The sequence below is a fragment of the Lysinibacillus sp. SGAir0095 genome (genome assembly GCF_005491425.1).
Taxonomy (GTDB): domain Bacteria; phylum Bacillota; class Bacilli; order Bacillales_A; family Planococcaceae; genus Ureibacillus.
In genome coordinates, this window is the sequence record NZ_CP028083.1 from 1,637,140 (window position 1) to 1,658,872 (window position 21,733).

Sequence of the window (21,733 nt, forward strand, 5' to 3'; positions counted from 1 at the left end):
GCTAGAGATGGAAAGATCTGTTCAAATATTAGACGTCTCACTTCGAGACGGAAGCCACGCAATGAGGCACTCCTTTACCGAAGAACAAGTACGTGCTACTGCTAGAGGACTTGATCAAGCGGGTGTGAGTTATTTTGAAGTGTCACATGGAGATGGTTTAGGTGGCTCTTCATTGCAATATGGTTTGTCCAAAGTAAATGAATTGGAGCTTATAGAAGCTGCAGCTGACGAGTGTCAGAACGCGAAAGTATCCGTATTGTTAATTCCGGGTATTGGCATTAAAGAGGATCTACAGGATGCCGTAAAAGCCGGGGCGAAAATGGTACGGGTAGCAACGCATGTGACAGAAGCTGATGTTGCAGCACAGCATATCGCCTTAGGTCGTGAGCTCGGTTTAAAAACAGTTGGCTTCCTAATGATGGCTCACATGGCACCTCCAGAAAAAGTGGTTGAACAAGCTAAACTTTTTGAAAGCTATGGAGCTGAAATTATTTATGTAACAGACTCGGCAGGTTTTATGCTACCTGATGATGTTACACAACGAATATCTGCATTGAAACAATCCATCGGTTGTGAAATAGGCTTCCATGCCCATAATAACCTTTCCATGGCAATGGCTAATACAGTAGCTGCTGTAAAAGCAGGGGCTACTTATATAGATGGTAGCTTAAGAGCCCTGGGTGCTGGTAGTGGGAACACGCAAACCGAAGTGATAGTAGCGGTAATGGAACGCCTGGGGCTTAACACAGGGATTGACCTATATAAAATTATGGATGTTGCCAACCATGTAGTGGCTCCGTACATGCAACGACCTCAAGAAATTACAGGATCCAGTTTAATAATGGGCTACGCTGGCGTATATTCGAGCTTTTTATTACATACGCAAGCTGCTGCCCAAAAGTTTGGTATTGACGAACGTGACATATTAATTGAGCTAGGTCGCTTAAAAGCTGTAGGTGGTCAAGAAGACCTCATCTATGACGTTGCGCAACAATTGGCTTTGACAAGAGTATGAAACTAGTAGAACTCCTTCATATGTGAAGGAGTTTTTTATTTGATAAATTTGGTCATGTGGATAACGAGTGTAGCAAGTTATAGTTCTGGCTTTTATGTCGAAGCCCCTAAATAGTTGAAAGAGTGGAGAACGGTCAACGAGAGGCAGCTTCCTAGACCGAAAATGGTTGAAAGAGTGGTTAACGGTCAACGAGAAGCATCCTCATTGCCCAATCTGCTTGAAACTGGCGAAAACGATCCACGAGATACATATAACTTTTCTAAAAAAACATATGTAGTAAAAAGTCCTAGATAAATAGATGGAAATAGTAAATTAATTACCGACTTTGTAAATTCTATTGTAAAAGAAATGTTACAAAACTATTATTAAATTAGTATTTGTAAGCGTTTTATTTCTATAAAAAACAGTTATTTAGTAGGGGGTGATATCTCGTTGGGGGCGAGGTAATTGCATTGATGGTCACTAGGAAAATAAGGGGGTTTTTTGGATGGGTAAAGTAATCAATCGGAATTTCTTGAAATTTTTAATTGTTATTATTGCATTCCAAGACGTTGCAGCAGGTGTTGCCGGATCGATTATGGCAGATATTATTGCGGCCTTCCCGGATTATAATCCGACAATTGTGATGCTTGTTGCGACTTTCCCAGGCTTGATTCAAATTGTTCCTGCTCTATTTTATGGAAAGCTAAGCGCTACATTTAAAAAGCGAACTTTATTATTTACAGGCTTAATCTTGTTTATGATTGGTGGGGTAATGCCGTTTTTTATTGACAGTCTACCATTAATTATTGCTTTCCGTGGTCTTTTAGGTCTAGGTGTGGGGATTACAATGCCATTATCAGTTGATATTATCTCTGATTTCTTCGAAGGTAGAGAACGTGATTTTCTTATTGGATTCGGTACATCAACAATTGCATGTATCGGAGCAATTTTCTTCCAATTAGGAGGGGGGATTTTAGCAGATTCTTTTGGCTGGCAATATGGCTTCTTAACTTACTTATTCCCAATTTGGATTTTAGCTCTAACCTTCTTATTCTTGCCTGAGCCTGAGAAACGCAAAATAGCAGAAAATCAACCGAAACAAAAAGTTAAAACTCCCAGAGTTATCTATGGAGTATCATTTGGTCAAATTATTTTCTCTGCATTAGTTTATGGATATGTAACGAATATTTCCGTTGTAATTCAAGCTGAGAACTTAGGTACTGCAACACAGGCAGGGATGGCAATATCCGTATTTACTTTTGGTACATTACTAGCGGGTTTTGTATTTGGACGTATTAAGCATTTATTTTCAGTTTCCTATATTCCACTGGCGATTTTCTTAACAGGACTTGGAATGTTAATTTGCTTCTTCTCACATAGCTTAACAATGATTTTTGTAGGAAGTATTGTTGGTGGAGCGGGAATGGGAATTGGAATACCTGGTGTATTTGCTCGTGTTACAGAGGCAACCCCTAAAAATAGCACAACTTCCTATGTCGGGTTGGTAGTTGCTGCACAAGGTGTTGGAGGCATCATTGGACCGTTTGCTTTTAGTTTAATCCTTGATGTATTAAGTAAAGACATTGGTCGTTTCCCACTTGCTATTAGTGCAGTCGGTTTGTTTGCTTTAGCTATTGTATGGTTTGTTTTGGTGAAGGTTGCAAAGCCCGTAAACAATCCTGAATCAGATATTGAAGTAACAACCTAGCAAAAGGAGGAAAAATATGCGACTACAAAATAAAGTAGCAATTATTACAGGTAGTACCTCAGGGATTGGTGAAGCAACGGCTAAACTATTTGCGAAAGAAGGAGCAAAAGTAATTGTTACAGGTCGGCGTCAGGAGAAGGGACTTAAGGTAGTTGAACATATATTAGAACAAGACGGTAATGCTCATTTTGTTCAAGCAGATATGTTGGATGAAGCTAGTTATGGAATGATTGTAAAAGAAACCCTTTCGAAATACGGTACGATCGATATATTAGTAAATAATGCCGGAAGAATAATTGAGAAGCCTTTCTTGGAATTCTCTAATTCAGATTGGGACTACTTTATTAAACTAGATGCTTTTGCCTATTTCCGAATGATGCAAGAAGTCTTGCCATCCATGATTGAACAAGGAAGTGGAAATGTTATAAATGTAACGTCACTCGCAGCAATTAATGTTATGCCAACTCATGCTCTTTATAGTTTTGTGAAGGCGGGTATTACTCAAATGTCAAAGGTAGTAGCAGCTGAATACGCGTCTAAAAATATTCGGGTAAATAATCTCTTACCGGGCGTAGTTTTTACGGAAATGATAGAAGATAATCCGAATACTGTGCATATGGAGAAAATAATTCCAATAGGGAGAATGTCTACTGTAGAAGAACAAGCTGAAGTTCTTGCTTTTTTAGCATCCGAACAGTCCTCTTATATTACAGGAACTTCAATTGTCGCTGATGGTGGAGTTAGAGGAATATAGGGGGGAAATCCAATGTTACTAAACCAAAGAATAGCAATTGTTACAGGTGGTTCCAATGGGATGGGGGAAGCCATTGTTAAAAAGTTTGCTTCAGAGGGAGCAATAGTAGTAATTGCAGATATCCATGTTGATAGAGCAATTCAAGTAGCAAATGAAATCAACGCAACAGGTGGAACTTGTAAAGTTTTCGGGAAAGTCGATATTACGGATAAAAACCAAGTTCAATACACAGTGCAAGAGACTGTAAAATCATTTGGCCGAATAGACATTTTAATCAACTGTGCAGGCGGGGTACTTAGTGGTAACGGTACTTCGGATAATATAACAATGGACGATTGGAATAAAGTGTTGGACTTAAATTTAAATGGAACGATGAATATGATCTTGGAAGTACTTCCTTTTATGAAAGCGGAAGGGTATGGGAAAATCGTCAATTTTACTTCAATGGGAGCATTTAATCCGTATTCAACTGTTCTGCATTATCATGCTGCAAAAGGTGCTATTGAAAGTGTGACCGCGAACTTAGCCTTTGAATTGGCACCTCAAGGAATTTACGTGAATTCAGTTGCTCCGGGTCCCATCAGAACTACCTTTTGGGATAAATTAATGCCACCTGGTGAAGAAAGAGATCGCTTCATGGAAAACCTCGCTGAAAAGGAAGTTCCTTTAGGGAGAATGGGGACTGCAGAGGATATTGCAGGTGTTGCCTTATTTTTAAGTTCCTCTCTTTCAGATTTTGTTACAGGAGAAAAAATTAATGTCGGTGGTGGAATGGGCAATATCATTTCCCATAACTCAACTTATTTATCCTCCAAAGAAAATAGTATCATCAACAAATGATTCTATAAATGAGACTGCCAAAGTAGGTAGTCTCATTTTATTTTGGAAAATAGTGGATATGTTTTATCGACATTCAGATGCTAATTTCAGTTTTGCTAAAAACCAATAAAAACTTACAGAAAATGCTATGTAAGATAGATAATTTATGCTCTAGAACAGTAAAAATTATTTATGTACTATTTCAGTATATTCAATTTATTTTTTGTGTTTTCAAATAGAGATGGAGTAATAGATTAGATTTCTTTTAATTTAGCAATCAAATTTGAAAACGCATTCAGCAAATCGATTGGGGGAGATCGAATGAGTAAACCGGAACTTTCAAAGCTTGGTTATGTGGCACTGGTTACACCAGACCTTGAAAAATCGTTGTGGTTTTTTAAGGAAGTAATTGGTCTAGAAGAGACGCTAAGCTCCGAGGGTGTACATTATTTAAGAGCATTTGGTGATTTTGGACATCATACCTTATCTCTTGAAGAAGGCGAAAGTGGCTATGTAAAGCATGTAGGATGGCGTACAAAAAGACGGGAAGATGTTGCAGCATTTAAGGAAGCTCTTGAAATACAAGGTGTTAGGGTAGATTCCATAGCATCAGGGACAACAAAAGGTGTCGGGGAGGCTATCCGATTCCAATTACCAAGTGGCCATTCATTTGAGTTATATTACGACATGGAAAAACCGGAAGTGGAGGAAAACCGTCGTTCCGTATTAAAAAATCAGCCCTATAAAGCTTGGGCAAAGGGAGTTTCACCTAGACGTTTCGATCATATCAATATTCATTCAACAGAAAATGTCAAAGAAACTTATGATTTCCTTATTGAACAACTTGGCTTTAATTTGCGTGAGTACGTAGTGGATGATGAAGGAAACACAATTGCCGGCTGGATGAGTGTGACACCGCTTGTCCATGATGTTGCCTTCATAGCCAAACCATCCTTGCCAACGCCTGCAAGACTGCACCACCTATCTTATTGGTCTGATGATTCACAGGATATTTTAAGAGCAGCAGATATTTTAAAAGAAAACGGTCTTCAGTTTATCGGACCAGGAAAGCATGGAATCTCTCAAGCTTTGTATTTATATGTGATGGATCCCGGCAGTGGCTGTCGTGTTGAACTGTTTACTGGGGGATACTTAATTTTTGATCCAGATTGGGAGCCTGTAAAGTGGTCTTTAGAGGAACGTTCCCTAGGTAATACCTACTGGGGTGACTCTGTTCAAGACAAAGAATTAAACAATATGACGATTGAAGCAAAATAGAATTTTTATAGAAGGGGGACTGTTTTCGATGAGGACGATTTTCATCAATCAGGAAGATTTAGTTTATTGGCAAGCAAGGATTCCGGAACACGTCATTGCATTGGGGTTCTTCGACGGACTTCATAAAGGTCATAAAAAGGTCATTTTAGAAGCTAAAAAAGTTGCCAATGAAAAGAATCAACCATTGTCTGTCATGAGCTTTTTCCCACATCCGAAAAGTGTTTTGTCAAAAGGAAAAGTTGAAGTCGAGTACTTAATGCCGCTTGAGGAGAAACAAAAGCAGTTGGCATTATTAGAAGTCGATTATTTTCTAGTAGTTGAATTTACTATGGAATTTGCTGCCCTATCTCCCAAACAATTTATTAAAGATTATGTACTGGGTCTAGGGGCAACCCACGTTGTATGTGGCTATGATTACACATACGGCAAAATGGGGACGGGAAGCCCATCCTCAATAGTAGCGGACAGTATGGGGAAATTAGATGTGTCAATTGTTCCAAAAGTAGATTTGCGGGGAGATAAAATTAGTTCTACTAGAATACGAGAGTTACTTTCTGCAGGGAATGTATCTTTTATATCTGAACTAATCGGGGAGCCATATTCAGTGGAATGGTGTCCGCAAAATGGACTACTCCCTTACTACACGCTTCCAACTGCAGGTGAATATGAAGTAACAATAACAAGTAACCTGATAAATCAAAATGCAACTATACGAGTAATCAACAAGACGAAAATCGACTATGGATCAGTGGAAATACCTTCAAATAATCGATTCACAATAACCTGGCATCAAGAAATTAGGGATGAAAAATACAAGGCAATCAGTTAAAAGGGTGAGAAAATGTCAAAAAATTTGCAATTGAAATCACTATTAAAGCAATCGAATGCATTTATAGTACCTGGAGCTTATGATGGCATGACAGCGAGATTAGTTGAAGAATTTGGGTTTCCTGCAATTTATGCTACAGGAGCAGGTATCTCTAATTCTCAGCTAGGGTGGGCGGATGTTGGGTTAACAACGCTAACTGAAATTGTGGATGTTGTAAGCCGGATGTCTGATGTGACGACAGTTCCTATTATTGTTGATGGCGACACAGGTTTTGGGAATGCCATAAACGTCATTCGAACTGTTAAGTCATTGGAACGAGCTGGAGCTTCGGCAATCCAATTGGAAGATCAAGTTTCACCAAAAAAATGCGGGCATTTTAATGGGAAACAAATTATTTCTAAAACAGAAATGGTCAATAAAATTAAAGCGGCGGTCGATTCAAGAAGAGATGAAAACTTCACGATAATTGCTAGAACGGATGCAACTGCCATTAACGGAATCGAAGATGCAATTGACCGGGCAAATGCTTATAAAGAAGCTGGGGCAGACGTGCTGTTTGTAGAAGCACCAACAACAATTGAACAGTTAAGAGCAATTACCGCAGGCGTGCCAAACATCCCTCATATATTAAATATGGTGGAGGGGGGTAAAACGCCGCTGGTTTCTTTAAAAGAAGCAGAGGACCTTGGTTTCCATATAATGCTTTGTGCAAATACGGTGTTACGGTCGGCAATCAAAGGGATCCGTGACAGTTTAGATGTCCTTAAACGAGAACAGTCCCAAGCTAATATTCATGACCTCATCTGTACGTGGGAAGAAAGGCAAAACTTGTTTAAATTGCACCAAGTTAAAGATTGGGAAGATAAATATTTACAAGACGCAGAGGTAGAGGAGGTTCAGACATGACGTATAATGTAGACTTTGACCTAGCCATCATTGGATGTGGAGCGGCTGGAACAGCGGCTGCACTAGCTGCTGCTGAAAAAGCAAAGGAACAAAACCAGAACTTAAAGATCGCAATATTAGAAAGAACTGCCTACGAACAACGCGGAGGGAACACAAGATGGACAGCAGCCTATATGCGTATGGAAAATATCGATCAGCCCGCACCGAATTTTGTAGAAGATATGATGGCATTTTCTGATAACTATGCCGATAGAAGCTATATTGAAACATTACACCAAAATGCTGGTGCAACCTTAAGATGGGTGAAAGCAAAAGGGGTAGACTTTGATTATTTACCAACGATGTTTCTAACATCTTCAAAACCACGGTTACTTCCTGTTGGTGGGGGACGGGCCATCATTGATACATTGTCTTTACGTGCGCGTGCGCTTGGAGTAGAGATTATTTATAAAGCGACTGCTTGGAATCTCTCATTAGATGAAAGCGGGGCAGTGAACGGTTTGAAGGTACGTATAAAAGGAGGAGAATCCTTGGAGTTAAAGGTGAAGGCAGTTATCTTGGCTGCTGGTGGTTTCCAAGGAAGTCATGAAATGATGGCCCAATATATTGGCCGTGACGCCCATAAAATTCCGCCTGTTTGTGAAGGTGGTTATTTTAATAAGGGAGAAGCAATTCGAATGGCACTATCCTTAGGAGCTAAAGGGGCGGGTCAATGGGATGCATTTCATGCCGAACCGGTTGACCCACGAAGCAAACGTGAGGAAGCAGGCGTGATGCTCTATCCTTATTTCATCTTAGTAAATCAAGATGGAATGCGTTTTACGGATGAGGGCTATACAACAATCGACGAGCAATACGAAGCAGTAGCTCGTAAAATTTTCTATGAATGCCCACAACATATTGCCTACATGATTGCTGATCAGAAAATGTATGACATTCCAAACTATACAGAAGCACTTCAAACAGAACAGCCTCCAATTCTAGCAAACACAATCGAAGAATTAGCTGAAAAATTAAATATGCCAAAAGATAGATTAACGAAAACTGTGAACGATTTTAATAAAGCAATTCAGCCTGGAAAATTTTTATGGAATAAAAAAGATGATAAGAAAGCACTTGGCATAAAGCCTGAGAAATCAAATTGGGCTATCCCTATTGATCAAGGGCCATTTATTGCTTATCCGATTATTTCCTGTAATGTGTTTACAAATGGTGGAATTGCGACAGATACGGATGGTCGTGTGCTTTCAAATGATAATGATCCGATTCCTGGGCTTTATGCAGCTGGGGAAATGACAGGTCTTTACTACGGTAAATACCCGGGAGGTACGTCTGTGCTCCGAAGCTTAGTTTTTGGTAAGCGCGCTGGAGAACATGCAATTAGCTATCTATCTTCAATGGAGAAATCTTATTCATAGATAAGGGAGAGTTGCTTGTGGAGTTAAAGGGAAAAGTGGCTTTAGTTACTGGTGGAGGAAGAGGGATTGGTCGTGAAACCTGCCTATTATTAGCCTCATATGGAGCAGATGTTGCTGTTTGTGCTCGCAGTCAAGCTGAATGTGAGGAAGTAGTACAAACAATTAAAACACAATATGGTACTAATGCAATTTCTGTTATCTGTGATGTAGGAAATCTGGATGAAGTAAAGAAGTGTGTAGCAAAGACAATTAGTGAATTAGGTCAGATTGATATTTTAATTAATAATGCAGGGGTTATGAGCTTAAAGCCTTTTGTTGAGACATCAGTTGAAGAATGGCAATGGGTTCAAGATATTAATGTAAATGGTGCTTTTTACTTATGCAAAGAGGTCATTCCGGAAATGATTACAAGAAAAGATGGAATCATTATTAATATTGCTTCGATTTGGGGGACAAAAGGAGGCCCAAATCGCAGTGCTTATATTACATCAAAACATGCGATTATTGGATTTACAAAAGCACTCGGTGAAGAAATGAAACCTTATGGAATTCGAGTAAATGCTGTTTCTCCAGGACCGGTAGATACTAAAATGATGACCGATATTGCACCTGATTATGATAAATCTGCTTGGCTTAAACCAATTGATATTGCAAATGTCATCGTTGACTTAGCACTGCCAAAATCAGTAGCTGTTACGGCTACGACCATTGAAGCCTTCGGAAAAGGCCAGCCAGTATCCAATTAAAAACAAAAAGGGGTAATGAAAAAAATGACGGAATTTGTTACAGCGATCGAATCAAAAAATATAAGCTTAGAATTTGCCAATAAATTATTAGAAGCAGCAGTAAAAAAGGGCAAAGAGCTGGGTATTCCTTTTAGCATTGCTATTGTTGATAAAGTCGGAAACCTAAAAACATTTGCTGCAATGGATGGTGCTCCGGTACTCTCCTTGGATATTGCCCAAAATAAAGCATTTTCAGCAGCAGCCTATAATCGAGCAACACATGAATGGTATGACCGTTTAAAAGATGATCCACCTCTTTTGCATGGGATTGTTCATACAGAACGATTAGTTATTTTCGGTGGCGGCTATCCGATAAAAATCAACGATGAATTAATTGGTGGGATCGGAGTAAGTGGAGGTCATTATTCTCACGATATGCAAGTATGTGAAGCAGCTCTTGAAGTAGCAAATGAATTTAACTAAAAAGGTTGTGGAACTATGGGGGAGAGTTACAGCGTAATCATTGTCGGTGCAGGAATGGCTGGTCTTTGTGCTGCACTTGAAGCAGCAAATAGTAATGCAAAAGTATTAGTCCTTGAAAAAGAGGAAGCTATTGGAGGAAGCTCGTTACTTAGCGGTAGATTTATGGCCTTTGCCGGCACAGATTTACAAAAGAAGTGTAGTTTTGTTGATAACTCTGAGCTTCTTATTGCAGATATGCTTGAAGTTGGTAAAGGAAAAAATGAAAAGAAACTAGTTGAAGCATATGGTCATCATCAGCTAGAAACCTATCAGTGGCTAGTTGAGAATGGTGTTGAGTTTGATGCAGTTCGAGCTGCTAGTGGGCATAGTGTACCAAGAGGACATACCATTAAGCCCCTTCAAGCCATTACAACTTTGTACAATCAAGCTCTAAAAACAGGAAATGTTACCTTTGAATTAGAAGCTTCGGTTAAAAGATTAAGGAAAAATGCCGATGGCCGAATCTCCGTCGTCATTTATGAAAAGGACGGTCTGGAGTATTTTGCAAAAGCAGAGCAAGGGGTAATTTTAACCTGTGGAGGTTTTTCAAAAAGTGAGGAAATGCTTGAATCCTTTGCACCACAATTACATGCTGCCTTAAGGATTGGTGGAAAAGGGAATGTTGGAGATGGTATTAAGCTTGCCTGGGAGCATGGTGCATGGATAAGAGATTTGCCATATTTACAGGGTACCTATGGCTTCCACCCAGCAGCAAATGGTGAAAGAAAATCCCAAGCCCATGCTTTTTATAAGGGTGCAATCATTGTAAACAAGAAGGGTAAAAGATTTGTGAATGAGTCACATTCTTATAAAATCATCGGCACTGAGGCACTTAAGCAACAAGAAACTGTAAGCTATCAAGTGTGGGATCAGCCCATTATGAATGAAAGTGTTGCAGGTGATGCACTTTATGATTTTGAAAACCTTTATTCTCTAGGATTAATTAATCAAGCCGATTCCATAGAAGAATTAGCAGACATTATAAATGTACCTCTAGAAAGCTTTAAAGAAACCATTGCGAAATATAATGAAGACATTCAAACAGGGGTCGACCAAGATTTTGGACGAACTTCTTTAACACACACGTTTGGAAAGCCAAAACCAATTATTCAAGCTCCTTATTATGCGATGGTTACAACTGTTGCAATGTTAGCTACTTATGCTGGGTTAGCAGTAGATGAAAACGCACAAGTGTTAAATCCTTTTAATGAACCGATTGACGGACTTTATGCAGCTGGTGAGATTGCTGGAGGATTCCACGGTGCTGGTTATATGACTGGAAGCTCTCTTGGAAAAGCTTCTATCTTCGGCAAAATTGCGGCTAAGAAAGTATTATCTATATCTGTTCCACAAAAAGATAACTTATCAATTTAAGTTATAAGACTAAAAGAGGTGAAAGAGATGAAAATTTGGCATCAAAGTCTAACCTCCATAGAGAATGTCCCAGCCTATCGGGATGCAGTCACTGCACATATACAAAAAATAGCACGTCCCGATGTCGAGGTTGTATTACATGGTATGTCAAATGAAACATATCCAACAGAATATCCTGGCCATTTTATCACCTATTCTTATTTGCAAAATTTGCACCGTGAACAATTTATACGAAGTGCATTGATAGCAGAAAGTGCAGGGTATGATTGCATGTTTATTGGAACAATTCCTGATGTAGGGCTACTAGAAGCGCGGACACTTGTTGATATTCCAGTTATTGGGTATGGTCAAGCTTCACTTCATATCGCATCTATGCTAGGAGATCGAATTGGCATAGTTAATTTTTTGGCCCCGCTAGCTGACCAATTAAGATACAATGCAGGTCGTTACGGGTTAAGAGAAAAACTCGGACCAATCGTGCAAACGAAAGTAGGGTTTTTTGATATCCTGGAAGGCTTCAATAATCCACAGCCAATCATTGATTCCTTTGTAGCAACGGCGGAGGAGGCTATAGCACAAGGTGCAGACGTCATTATTCCTGGAGAAGGTCCAATGAATGTATTCCTGGCAACCCATGGGGTAACACGAGTAGGGGATGTACCAATTATAGATTCCTTTGCAGCAGGAATCAAAATGTGTGAAGCCTTAACTGACTTAAAGAAAAATTCTGGTGTAACGATAACTCGAAAAGGCTATTACAATGCCAAACCACCTGAAGATGCTGTCGTAAAACTACGAGAATTCTATAACCATCAAAGCAATATCCATGCTGGCATGGACTTTGGGTTATCTGTGAAGGCAATGCAAGAATAGTACTGTTTTTAGGAACGAATATGTTAAAAAGACAAATCAGTTTTTTTCAGCCAGTATTATATCTATAGAAAACTAGTTTGCACTAAGGCCAGCGTGTTATGAAAAATCACAAAACAAAAATTAAATAGAATCTATTTTAGTATTTAATGTAATATTAATTCTATTTAGCTTGATAGAGGCAACCTATTCTTAGGTTGCCTCGTTATGTTAAATATGATTATTTCTCGAAAACATCTAGTTTTTTCTCGTTAATTATCATATTATGTCGTTAAGGTTAATATATATATTTCATAAGGTTTGTATAGAATAGGGGGATTCTATGGTAAATTCAGAGACATCTAATCATTACGAAGACAAAAAAATATCAACAACCTCCGCAACCTTTGGATTATTAAGAAAAGAGTTAATCAGTAATTTAGGGATGAAGAGAGCCAAGGCCTTTCTATTGAGATATGGCTGGAATCTAGGTGTAGCCAATGCAAAAGAGGTCTTACGGGAACCCTCGAATTTAGAAGATATGCTAAGTAAAGGTGGTCTTCTGCATTTACAAACTGGGCAAATTTCTAAAATGGTTTCTGAAAGAACTTTAGAAACCGATGAGAATGGAGAAGTTGTTTATATCTATGCAACGGGGAAATGGATTGATTCCTTTGAAGTAAAGGAGCATATTAAAAATCATGGTCTTTCAAATTATCCAGTCTGTCATACTCTAGCAGGACTTGGTAGTGGGTTCACTTCGATGATTACGAAAAGGAAGGTCTTTTTAAAGGAAGTCAAATGTCGTGCTATGGGGCATGATGAGTGCTGCTACGAAATGAGATTAGAAGAAGAGTGGCAGGACGATCCAGATATGCAGGAAGAAATTCAATTGTACAAGGAAAGCAGCTTCATCGATGAATTGAATTTTACCTATGAGCAATTACTTGATCAAAAGAACTATATTGAAAAGGTATCTACTTTCCATGATACATTAACCACAAAATTATCAGAGGGACATTCGATTGAAGAGGTCATAAAAACAGTATCCCAAACACTTGATATACCTGTTACTATAGAGGATTTAAATTTTCAGGCGAGACTTTATGTAGGAATTGAACAGGATACTTATGAGACATTGAATACAGACTTTTTAAGTTATATTTCAAGAACGCGAAGTGGAAAAATCCAATCAGCTGCGTATGATAAGACCTTTATTATTCGAGGGAAATTGCACAATCGCCTAGTCACACCAATCGTTGTTCAAAATCAAACGATTGGCTACATGACCTTTATTTATACTGACAAATCAATCAAACTTGAAAAGGACCTAATGTTTTTACAGCGAGCTGCAAGTTCAGCTGCCATTTATTTTTTAACTGAAAAGGCAAGTATAAAGGGAGTAGAAAATATAAAGGGGTATTTTTTAGAGCAATTACTATTAAAACAATATTCTTCGGTGTCCAATATCATATATAGAGGATATTATATGGGAATTGACCTTAAGGAACCATTTTATATTGCCTCCTTACAATTTTCTTCTGACCAGCGAGATACTAATAATATTGACTTTCATGACCAAGTGATTCAGTCAATCACAAGATATCTAGATATGCAAAGCTATCAAATTTTGATTACCCAATTTGAAAACCAAATTGTCATGCTGTTACCGAAAGTGAATGACTTAAATTTTAAGCTTGAAAATATTTTAAGGCACTTAATTAATCAGTTTCGACAAGTGAATTTCCGTATTGGAATTAGTAATGAAAGTGAATTAATTGATAGCATTGCAGAGAATCTAGAAGAATCCCAAATCGTCCTTCGCATTAACAATCAAGATTCAATTGTTTTTTTTGAAGATGCGAACATTATTGGGACATTGATCAACTCAAAAAATATGTCCACAATCCGACGTAAGGCACAAAAAGAATTACAGCCAATCTTACAGTTAAAAGAAGTAAAGAGAGACGAACTATTAAAAACCATGTACGTGTTTTTAATGAATGGAGGGAATCTGCAGCAATCCATCAGTGATCTTTCTTTATCGATGAGTGGCCTGATGTATCGAATTTCAAAGATTGAAAAACTACTAAATAAAGAATTGCGAAATCCAATTGCTGCTTATGAATTATTACTGATGTTAGATGCACTCAAAATTTTAGGGGATATTGATGTGTCTTAATGTCAGGTTAGCTTACTAAAAGAATGTGTAAAATATTATTGAAATTAAGGGTATTTTATCGGGTGAACTCTGCCAGATAAAATGCCCTTTTCTATTTATTTACCTGACTTAAAACGTTTTCACCAATTTTTTAAAAACCAACAAAAATTACCGAAAAATGCCTTCACTCTTGAAAGGTTTTTCACCTTACATTCCCTAACAAAAATCTATAAATTTGTATTAAGTAAATCATATTCTTAAGAGGGGTGTAGCATATGGGTCAAGTATTAAAGCAAAAGAATCCAGTGGAAGTAGCCAAATCACTTGTTACGAAACTAAAAGAGCGTGCTCAGGAAACAGAGGATATTAGAAGAATTCCCGATGAATCAATTATAGAGCTAAAAGAAGGGGGATTATTTACGATGCTGCGTCCTAAACGATATGGCGGCCAGGAGCTTAATTTAAGAACATATAGTGAAGCGGTAGTAGAAATTTCCCGTGGATGTGCTTCTACTGGTTGGATTGTTGCACTTTGCGCTATCCGTGAATTAATGGTAGCAGAGTCATTCACAGAAAAGGCACACGATGAAATATTTGGAGAACATCCAGAAGAAGTATTGTTCGCAGGTGTCTATGAACCTAGAAAATGTATTGTGAAAAAAGTTGCTGACGGTTATTTAATTGAAGAAGGAATTTGGATGTTTTGTTCTGGTTCTCTACATGCAACTTGGGGCTATTTTGGTTTCCCGATTTATAACGAAGAGGGCGTATTGATTGATCAGAAGCTAATGACCGTACCATTTAAAGAGCTAGAAATTCATGATGATTGGCATACGCTGGGTTTAAGAGGAACTGGAAGCAACAGTGTCAAAATGACAAATGTATTTGTACCGGATCATCGAATTACGTCATTTAGCGAGGCATTAAATGGAAACTTTGAATCAACACATTTACGTGATATTCCACTCTATCATTCTGCATTATTCCCAGGTTTAATTTTATCTCTTGGATTACCTGGTTTAGGTGTTTTAAAAAATGCGTTGGAGAGTTTCAAAGAATCTCTTCCATTTAGAAGAGCAGCACATATGGGTGTTGAATTTGTCAAAGATGCGGCAAGTACGCATGCAATTTTAGCTGAAGCTTCCTTAAAAGTTGAAACAGCTGAGCATTATTTCTACGGTTTAGCAGATTTAATCGACGCTTGGGCTAGTAAGAAAAAGTATATGGAACGAGAAGCTCGGGTTAAAGCACTTGCTGATATCGGTTATGCCAACAAATTGTTAAAAGAGGCATTGGATTTATTACTTGCAGGTAGCGGTTCAGGGTTTGTATATGATGGGCATCCAATGCAGCGTACAATTCGTGATTTCTTAACGTTACACTCTCATCGCTCGTTATCCCCAATTATTACTTTGGAAAACTATGGTCGTGAGCTATCAGGCTTACAGACGAATGCAATAAGATATTAACCAATTTTCTGAATGCGATTACAAAAAATATTAAAGGGATTTTGGCATATTTCCTTCGTCCCTTTTTATTTTGCTTTGAACTTAATTCATCGATTCAATAATGCGGGGGTATCTTTATGACAAAGCCTGAAATAGCGAAACTCGGATATATTTCTCTAGTTACACAGGATTTAGAGAAATCATTAGTCTTTTTTAAAGAAGTAATTGGATTAGAGGAAACTCAGGTTGTGGATGGAGTGTATTATTTGCGAGCATGGGGGGATTTTGAGCATCATACCTTATCGCTTCAACAAGGTGAATATGGACATGTCAAGTACATTGGTTGGCGTACGAAAGAAAAAAAAGACGTGGCTGCATTTAAAGACCTATTAGAAAACGAAGGAATGGATGTTGAAACGATTGCTCCTTGGTCAACTCCAGGAATTGGTGAAGCTATTCGTTTTAAGGTTCCGAGTGGCCATACCTTTGAATTATACTATGATGTTCAAAAACCAAAAGCCTCAGAGCACCGGAAATCCGTTTTAAAAAATCAAACCTATAAAGCTTGGGCTAAAGGAATCTCGCCTCGAAGGATTGATCATGTAAATCTTCATACATCCGAGGATTGGCAAGTAACTTATAAATTTTTCCAGGAGATATTAGGATTTAAGCTAAGAGAGTATTTAAAGGTAGATGAAGGTGAACAAATCCTTGCTGGTTGGATGAGTGTCACACCGCTCGTTCATGATGTCGCTCTCGTTACTCGTAAAAAGAATGAAATTCCAACAAATGCTCGCCTGCATCATCTTTCTTACTGGTTGGATGATTCACAGGATGTATTAAGAGCCGCTGATATATGCAAAGAATACAATCTTCCAATTTGTGGTCCTGGGAAACATAGTATTTCACAAGCTTTGTATCTTTATGTTGCAGATCCAGGCAGTGGCTGTACAGTTGAAATCTTTACCGGTGGTTACTTAATATTTGAGCCGGATTGGGAGCCAATTGCATGGAAAGAATCCGAACGAGCACAGGGAAATACCTATTGGGGAGATAGCATTTCTGCTAAAGAGATTGTCAAATATACAATAGAAGCGTAAGTGAGGGAGTGGGAATAATGGTGAGTGTTATAAGCAGTATACTGAAAACTGATAACTTTGAAACATACTTAAACCGTTCTGGGGAAGGAAATAGCGAGACCATCCTATTTTTACATGGCTCTGGTCCTGGGGTTACATCCATTGCAAACTGGAGACCTGCACTTGAAGCTTTGGGTGAAGATTTTCAATGTCTTGCACCTGATCTATATGGATTTGCAAATAGTAGCCATCCAGAGGTGCCATTAAAAAATCGACAAGCCTGGATGGATGAGTGGATTAACCAAACGATTCAATTACTAGATAAACTGAATTTAGAAAAAGTACATCTCGTAGGAAATTCATTAGGCTGTTCAATCGCATTAGAGCTTCTGCTTGAGTACCCGGAACGATTCGATAAAGTTGTACTAATGGGCCCAGGTGGTACACCCAATACAAAGATGAGCTTTGAACTTGCTCGAGCAAAAAGCTTCTATGATAATCCTTCTAAGAAAAAACTACAGCAAATAATGAGTTGGTTTGTCTATGATGTTGAAAAAATGTGGCCGCTTATAGAATCTATAACAGATACTCGTTATGAGAATGCCATGAGACCAGAAGTTAGACGTTCGAACGATTCTATCTTTGCAACAGCTGCAGTACCTATTCCAACTGTCGCCTTAAATCGCATAAATAATAAAGTACTTTTAGTGCATGGCTTGAATGATAAAGTCTGCTCAATTGAATCCAGCTATTATTTAGCAGATCATCTTAAAAATGTACAATTGCATATCTTTGGTCAATGCGGTCACTGGACTCAATTAGAAGAGAAAAATCGTTTTAACCACCTGATTCACACATTCTTTTCAGGAAAATTATAAGTTTGTATCGGTAAGGGAAGTGAGATGGGGGAAATGAATTCGGAGTTTGAATATAAGGCTGATGTGGTGGTAATCGGTGCGGGTAATGCTGCTATGTGTGCGGCAATTGCTGCAAAGGAAAACGGAGCAAAAACAATTGTATTGGAAAAAGCACCTGAAAAGGAAAAGGGTGGCAATACAACGTATACACATGGTTCGATACGTTTTGCTTACAATAACAATCAAGAAATCCAGCAAATTATTCCAGATATAGATGCTGAGGATCTTAAAATATCAGATTTCGGTAGCTACTCTGAAGAACAATATTATGATGATCTTTGTCGAATGACTGATTATAAAACAGATGCAACTCTCGCAAGCCTTCTTACTGGAAATAGCTACGAGACTATGAAATGGTTAACCACACATAATGTTCGCTTTATTCCTATCTATGGAAGGCAAGCCTTTAAAGTCAATGGTATTTTTAAATTTTGGGGCGGGATGGTTTTAGAAGCAGTAGGTGGTGGTCAAGGTCTAGTAGAAACACTTCATCAAGAAGCTAAAAATAATGGGATTTCCATTTTATATGAAACGATGGCTGTCGAGCTCATTCATACAGATGAAGGAATAGCTGGAGTCGTGATTAAAGAAAAAGGAAAGACCAAGCGAATTCAGGCAAAGTCAGTGGTTATAGCTTCAGGAGGTTTTCATGCAAATGTTGAAATGCGTACTCGATATTTAGGGCCAAAATGGGATTTAGTTCATACAAGGGGAAGTAAGTATAATACTGGTGAAGGCATTCAAATGGCACTCGATATTGGAGCTTTGCCTGCTGGAAATTGGTCACAAGCACACTCAGTTACAGGAGATCGCTATTTGCCTGATTTTGAAGAAGGATTCCAAAAACTTAGCTATCCCTTTGGCATTATAGTTAATAGTGAAGGCAAGCGATTTGTCGATGAAGGAGCCGATTTTAGAAACTATACCTATGCGAAGTATGGAAAAATGATTTTAGAACAGACAAATAATTGTGCATGGCAAATTTTTGATGCCAAGGTTTCGCCTTTTTTACGTGAAGAATATAAAGGAAGAAAAGTGACAAAGGTGAAAGCGCATTCTCTTGAAGAATTAGCCGATAAAATCGGAGAAATTGAAAAACAATCCTTCTTAAAGGAAATACAAGCCTACAACAATTCAATTGACGAATCGGTTCCTTTTAATCCGACTATTAAAGATGGGCGAAAAACACAAGACCTGGCAGTGCCAAAAAGTAACTGGGCAAACAAAATTGATACTGCACCGTTCGAAGCCTATGCCGTAACATGCGGCATTACTTTTACTTACGGTGGCGTCAAAATTAATGAAGATGCACAGGTTCAAAGTATATTATATGAAGGTATTAACGGACTTTACGCTGCAGGCGAGGTGGTAGGCGGCCTTTTTTATAAAAACTACCCAGGTGGAGCAGGCTTAATGGCGGGCTCTGTCTTTGGTAAAATAGCCGGTGAAAACGCAGCAAGATCTGCTCTAAATAGACCGGAGTCAACAGTGCAAGCATTATGATTATGAAAGTAGCTACTAAATATGTCAGTAGCTACTTTTATCCGATAAATGTGAAGATTGCCATGAGAATAATTAAGAACGCTCCTATTATAAAATAAGCTCCCCAACCAGTTTTTTTATTTTTTATCTCATCGTATCCTAAAAGCAGGAAAAGAAAGCCTAATAGTAATTGAGCGAAAGCAACGTATGAAAAGTCTTTAGTAGCTAGACCATAAATTGAAATCGCAATGATTCCTAATGAAATAATTAATCTAATTATCTTCAAGAATATCCCTCCTATAACTAGGGTAGCAAATAAGATTTTTAAATAAAACCAAATTTTTTTGTGTTTAAATAATACATATTTATGAGCGATTATTGTTTATAAAGTACTTCACATCAGGTAAACCAGCTAAATAATAAAAGCTCTTCAACCTAATTAAAAAAGGATGAAGAACTTTTTATGTTTTTTATTTTGTAAACGAAGCAACTGCCGTAGCTCTTTAATTAAAAAACTCCTTTAAATCAATTGGCGTATTTTCTTGGTTTAAACCAATCAGCAGTTTTAAGCGGGCTTTTTGTCCATTAATTCCATTAGCGAAGATTACACCCATATTTTCTAAGCTTTTTCCTCCGCCCTCGTAACCATAGACGCCTTCAGCAATACCATTGAAGCAACGAGAGACTAGGATAACCGCGACATTTGCATCGAGTAATTTTTGGATACCTACTGCTACATCTGGAGGGACGTTGCCTTGTCCTAAACCTTCTAGGACAACTCCGTCATAGCGTAAAGTTAGGATAGCTTCGATCAAATCTCGTTCCATTCCAGCATATACTTTTAATAATGCCACTCGTTTTTCGATGGAGTTAACTTCCACATAGCGGCGATTAACAGGTGCTTGGTGAATATGGACCATTTTCTTTGTCACTAAACCAATTGGGCCATATTGCGGACTCTGAAAAGTATTTACGCTAGAGGTAGATGTTTTGGTAATGTTGAATGCTTGGTGGATTTCATCATTCATGACAACGAGAACTCCTTTGTCTCTTGCCTCATCACTACATGCCACGCGGACTGCTTCAACTAAGTTATAAACCCCATCTGCCCCGAGTTCATTGGACGAACGCATCGCACCAGTTAGAACAATCGGAAAATCAAATTGAGTTGTTAAATCCAAGAAATAGGCTGTTTCTTCTAATGTATCCGTTCCGTGGGTGATTACTACACCATCGACAGAATGCTCATTAGCGTATTGTTGTAAAACGTCTCGTAAATAAAGCATCTCCTTTGGGGTAATATGTGGAGATGGATAATTAAATGCTTCCATTTCTACGATGCTTGCGTATTTTGCAAGCTGTTCACTCACACCGAGAAGCGGGTTTTTTTCGTTCGGTAGTACGGAGCCTGTTTCATTCATTTTCATGGAAATTGTTCCACCAGTATGAATTAATAAAATATTTTTCTTCATAGGAAAAACCTCTCTTAACCATCTTTTCTAATGCTACTAATGTTATAATAACATTAATGAGGTTTTATGGAAGGAGTGTAGCCCATGTTAATATTGTTATCCGCTGCAATAGCTCCCGGATTGGCTTTGTTAAGCTATTTTTATTTGCGTAATCAAATGGCGACAGAACCAAGAAAAACGTTATTACAAGCCTTCTTCTTTGGGACATTGATTACTTTCCCAATTATGTTTATTCAATATGTTGTTAAAGAAGAGGAAGCCATTACAAATCCATTTTTGGCAGATGTCTTATTCTCGAGTGGGTTGGAAGAGTTTTTTAAATGGCTTGTCATCTTTACCCTTATTTTCAGGCATATTGAATTTGATGATCCATATGACGGGATTCTCTATGGTGCCAGTGTTTCGCTGGGATTTGCCACGGTAGAAAATGTACTATATTTACTAACTTTTGGCATTGATACTGCGATTGTAAGGGCAATTTTGCCTGTCTCAAGCCATGCCTTATTCGGTGTTGTAATGGGGTATTATTATGGTAAAAGTAAATTTGCAAATAATGATAAACAAGTAGAGTACTTAATTCTTTCTCTTTTCGCACCATTGTCATTACATATAACCTACAATTCCATTTTAACATTTCAAGGTTACTGGGTTTACCTAATTGCACCTTTCATGCTGTTCTTATGGTGGTTTGCTTTGAAGAAGGTCAAATTAGCCCATCAGCATCTCGTTCAACATTTATTTGAACAAAATAAAATCTAAAAGCTCTTATTTTCATTCGAATTATGAAAATAAGGGTTTTTTTATGGGGATAAAACAGGTTTGAGTTGAAGGATACCAACCAACTCGGACTTACTTTAATTTGAGTTGTTTTTATCAAATCGTTTAAAATTTTTTCTAACTTTTAGCTTTATATGATTTTTCTGATTGGAAACGTATAAAAGTGAAACTTTTTTACATGCTATGAGAAAGGAGTGAAATAAATGGTAAGAAGTATT

20 protein-coding genes are annotated in these 21,733 nt (G+C 38.0%); 18 read left to right on the top strand and 2 right to left on the bottom strand.

What is annotated here, in order from left to right:
• Positions 1-7 precede the first annotated feature (7 nt).
• The 17 genes from dmpG (at position 8) to tcuA (ending at position 19,287) form a co-directional block, all read left to right on the top strand.
• The gene (dmpG, locus tag C1N55_RS08050) at positions 8-1,015 is read left to right on the top strand and encodes a 4-hydroxy-2-oxovalerate aldolase (protein WP_137728341.1); all 1,008 of its coding nucleotides are present in this window, start codon (positions 8-10) and stop codon (positions 1,013-1,015) included.
• Positions 1,016-1,502: 487 nt separating this feature from the next.
• Positions 1,503-2,705 carry an MFS transporter gene (locus C1N55_RS08055; RefSeq protein ID WP_137728342.1) on the top strand — a complete coding sequence of 401 codons (1,203 nt, stop codon included), beginning with the start codon at positions 1,503-1,505 and terminating at the stop codon, positions 2,703-2,705.
• Between the two features lie 16 nt (positions 2,706-2,721).
• On the top strand, positions 2,722-3,459 hold the full coding sequence (locus tag C1N55_RS08060; protein ID WP_137728343.1) for an SDR family NAD(P)-dependent oxidoreductase: 738 nt from the start codon (positions 2,722-2,724) through the stop codon (positions 3,457-3,459).
• Positions 3,460-3,471: 12 nt separating this feature from the next.
• Positions 3,472-4,299 carry an SDR family NAD(P)-dependent oxidoreductase gene (locus tag C1N55_RS08065; RefSeq protein ID WP_137728344.1) on the top strand — a complete coding sequence of 276 codons (828 nt, stop codon included), beginning with the start codon at positions 3,472-3,474 and terminating at the stop codon, positions 4,297-4,299.
• Positions 4,300-4,599: 300 nt separating this feature from the next.
• Positions 4,600-5,556, top strand: a complete 957-nt coding sequence (locus tag C1N55_RS08070; protein WP_137728345.1) for a VOC family protein — start codon at positions 4,600-4,602, stop codon at positions 5,554-5,556.
• Positions 5,557-5,584: 28 nt separating this feature from the next.
• Complete coding sequence (locus C1N55_RS08075) at positions 5,585-6,385, top strand: FAD synthetase family protein (protein ID WP_137728346.1); 801 nt, start codon at positions 5,585-5,587, stop codon at positions 6,383-6,385.
• 12 nt (positions 6,386-6,397) lie between these two features.
• Positions 6,398-7,291, top strand: coding sequence for an isocitrate lyase/PEP mutase family protein (locus C1N55_RS08080; RefSeq protein ID WP_137728347.1), 894 nt, complete (start codon positions 6,398-6,400; stop codon positions 7,289-7,291).
• Positions 7,288-8,709: an FAD-binding protein gene (locus C1N55_RS08085; protein WP_137728348.1), complete on the top strand. Its 1,422-nt coding sequence runs from the start codon at positions 7,288-7,290 to the stop codon at positions 8,707-8,709. The genes C1N55_RS08080 and C1N55_RS08085 overlap by 4 nt, the downstream gene beginning before the upstream one ends.
• 17 nt (positions 8,710-8,726) lie before the next feature.
• A complete protein-coding gene (locus C1N55_RS08090; protein ID WP_137728349.1) occupies positions 8,727-9,455 on the top strand; it encodes an SDR family NAD(P)-dependent oxidoreductase in 729 nt (242 codons plus the stop codon).
• Between the two features lie 24 nt (positions 9,456-9,479).
• The gene (locus C1N55_RS08095; protein ID WP_137728350.1) at positions 9,480-9,917 is read left to right on the top strand and encodes a GlcG/HbpS family heme-binding protein; all 438 of its coding nucleotides are present in this window, start codon (positions 9,480-9,482) and stop codon (positions 9,915-9,917) included.
• Between the two features lie 15 nt (positions 9,918-9,932).
• Positions 9,933-11,330, top strand: a complete 1,398-nt coding sequence (locus C1N55_RS08100; protein WP_137728351.1) for an FAD-dependent oxidoreductase — start codon at positions 9,933-9,935, stop codon at positions 11,328-11,330.
• A 27-nt stretch (positions 11,331-11,357) separates the two neighbouring features.
• The gene (locus tag C1N55_RS08105; protein WP_137728352.1) at positions 11,358-12,203 is read left to right on the top strand and encodes an aspartate/glutamate racemase family protein; all 846 of its coding nucleotides are present in this window, start codon (positions 11,358-11,360) and stop codon (positions 12,201-12,203) included.
• A 319-nt stretch (positions 12,204-12,522) separates the two neighbouring features.
• Positions 12,523-14,361 carry a XylR N-terminal domain-containing protein gene (locus C1N55_RS08110; protein WP_137728353.1) on the top strand — a complete coding sequence of 613 codons (1,839 nt, stop codon included), beginning with the start codon at positions 12,523-12,525 and terminating at the stop codon, positions 14,359-14,361.
• 254 nt (positions 14,362-14,615) lie between these two features.
• A complete protein-coding gene (locus C1N55_RS08115; RefSeq protein WP_137728354.1) occupies positions 14,616-15,809 on the top strand; it encodes an acyl-CoA dehydrogenase family protein in 1,194 nt (397 codons plus the stop codon).
• Between the two features lie 116 nt (positions 15,810-15,925).
• Complete coding sequence (locus tag C1N55_RS08120) at positions 15,926-16,888, top strand: VOC family protein (protein ID WP_137728355.1); 963 nt, start codon at positions 15,926-15,928, stop codon at positions 16,886-16,888.
• A 17-nt stretch (positions 16,889-16,905) separates the two neighbouring features.
• Positions 16,906-17,745 (top strand): alpha/beta fold hydrolase, encoded by an 840-nt coding sequence (locus C1N55_RS08125; RefSeq protein ID WP_137728356.1) that lies wholly within the window; start codon positions 16,906-16,908, stop codon positions 17,743-17,745.
• A gap of 24 nt (positions 17,746-17,769) precedes the next feature.
• A complete protein-coding gene (gene tcuA / locus C1N55_RS08130; protein WP_240758409.1) occupies positions 17,770-19,287 on the top strand; it encodes an FAD-dependent tricarballylate dehydrogenase TcuA in 1,518 nt (505 codons plus the stop codon).
• Positions 19,288-19,324: 37 nt separating this feature from the next.
• Here tcuA and C1N55_RS08135 read toward each other — a convergent pair whose 3' ends face one another.
• Positions 19,325-19,552: a hypothetical protein gene (locus C1N55_RS08135; protein ID WP_137728357.1), complete on the bottom strand. Its 228-nt coding sequence runs from the start codon at positions 19,550-19,552 to the stop codon at positions 19,325-19,327.
• Positions 19,553-19,769: 217 nt separating this feature from the next.
• Entirely contained in the window at positions 19,770-20,738 is a 969-nt protein-coding gene (locus tag C1N55_RS08140) for an asparaginase (protein ID WP_137728358.1), read from the bottom strand.
• An 84-nt stretch (positions 20,739-20,822) separates the two neighbouring features.
• Here C1N55_RS08140 and prsW point away from each other — a divergent pair, with 84 nt between their 5' ends.
• The gene (gene prsW / locus C1N55_RS08145) at positions 20,823-21,497 is read left to right on the top strand and encodes a glutamic-type intramembrane protease PrsW (protein ID WP_137728359.1); all 675 of its coding nucleotides are present in this window, start codon (positions 20,823-20,825) and stop codon (positions 21,495-21,497) included.
• The last annotated feature ends 236 nt before the right edge of the window (positions 21,498-21,733 follow it).

Coding starts and splice junctions, on each gene's coding strand:
- C1N55_RS08080 (WP_137728347.1), top strand. CDS start 6,398: ATGTCAAAAAATTTGCAATTGAAATCACTATTAAAGCAATCGAATGCA.
- C1N55_RS08070 (WP_137728345.1), top strand. CDS start 4,600: ATGAGTAAACCGGAACTTTCAAAGCTTGGTTATGTGGCACTGGTTACA.
- C1N55_RS08075 (WP_137728346.1), top strand. CDS start 5,585: ATGAGGACGATTTTCATCAATCAGGAAGATTTAGTTTATTGGCAAGCA.
- C1N55_RS08065 (WP_137728344.1), top strand. CDS start 3,472: ATGTTACTAAACCAAAGAATAGCAATTGTTACAGGTGGTTCCAATGGG.
- prsW (WP_137728359.1), top strand. CDS start 20,823: ATGTTAATATTGTTATCCGCTGCAATAGCTCCCGGATTGGCTTTGTTA.
- C1N55_RS08085 (WP_137728348.1), top strand. CDS start 7,288: ATGACGTATAATGTAGACTTTGACCTAGCCATCATTGGATGTGGAGCG.
- dmpG (WP_137728341.1), top strand. CDS start 8: ATGGAAAGATCTGTTCAAATATTAGACGTCTCACTTCGAGACGGAAGC.
- C1N55_RS08110 (WP_137728353.1), top strand. CDS start 12,523: ATGGTAAATTCAGAGACATCTAATCATTACGAAGACAAAAAAATATCA.
- C1N55_RS08120 (WP_137728355.1), top strand. CDS start 15,926: ATGACAAAGCCTGAAATAGCGAAACTCGGATATATTTCTCTAGTTACA.
- C1N55_RS08055 (WP_137728342.1), top strand. CDS start 1,503: ATGGGTAAAGTAATCAATCGGAATTTCTTGAAATTTTTAATTGTTATT.
- C1N55_RS08125 (WP_137728356.1), top strand. CDS start 16,906: ATGGTGAGTGTTATAAGCAGTATACTGAAAACTGATAACTTTGAAACA.
- C1N55_RS08095 (WP_137728350.1), top strand. CDS start 9,480: ATGACGGAATTTGTTACAGCGATCGAATCAAAAAATATAAGCTTAGAA.
- tcuA (WP_240758409.1), top strand. CDS start 17,770: ATGGGGGAAATGAATTCGGAGTTTGAATATAAGGCTGATGTGGTGGTA.
- C1N55_RS08100 (WP_137728351.1), top strand. CDS start 9,933: ATGGGGGAGAGTTACAGCGTAATCATTGTCGGTGCAGGAATGGCTGGT.
- C1N55_RS08115 (WP_137728354.1), top strand. CDS start 14,616: ATGGGTCAAGTATTAAAGCAAAAGAATCCAGTGGAAGTAGCCAAATCA.
- C1N55_RS08060 (WP_137728343.1), top strand. CDS start 2,722: ATGCGACTACAAAATAAAGTAGCAATTATTACAGGTAGTACCTCAGGG.
- C1N55_RS08105 (WP_137728352.1), top strand. CDS start 11,358: ATGAAAATTTGGCATCAAAGTCTAACCTCCATAGAGAATGTCCCAGCC.
- C1N55_RS08140 (WP_137728358.1), bottom strand. CDS start 20,738: ATGAAGAAAAATATTTTATTAATTCATACTGGTGGAACAATTTCCATG.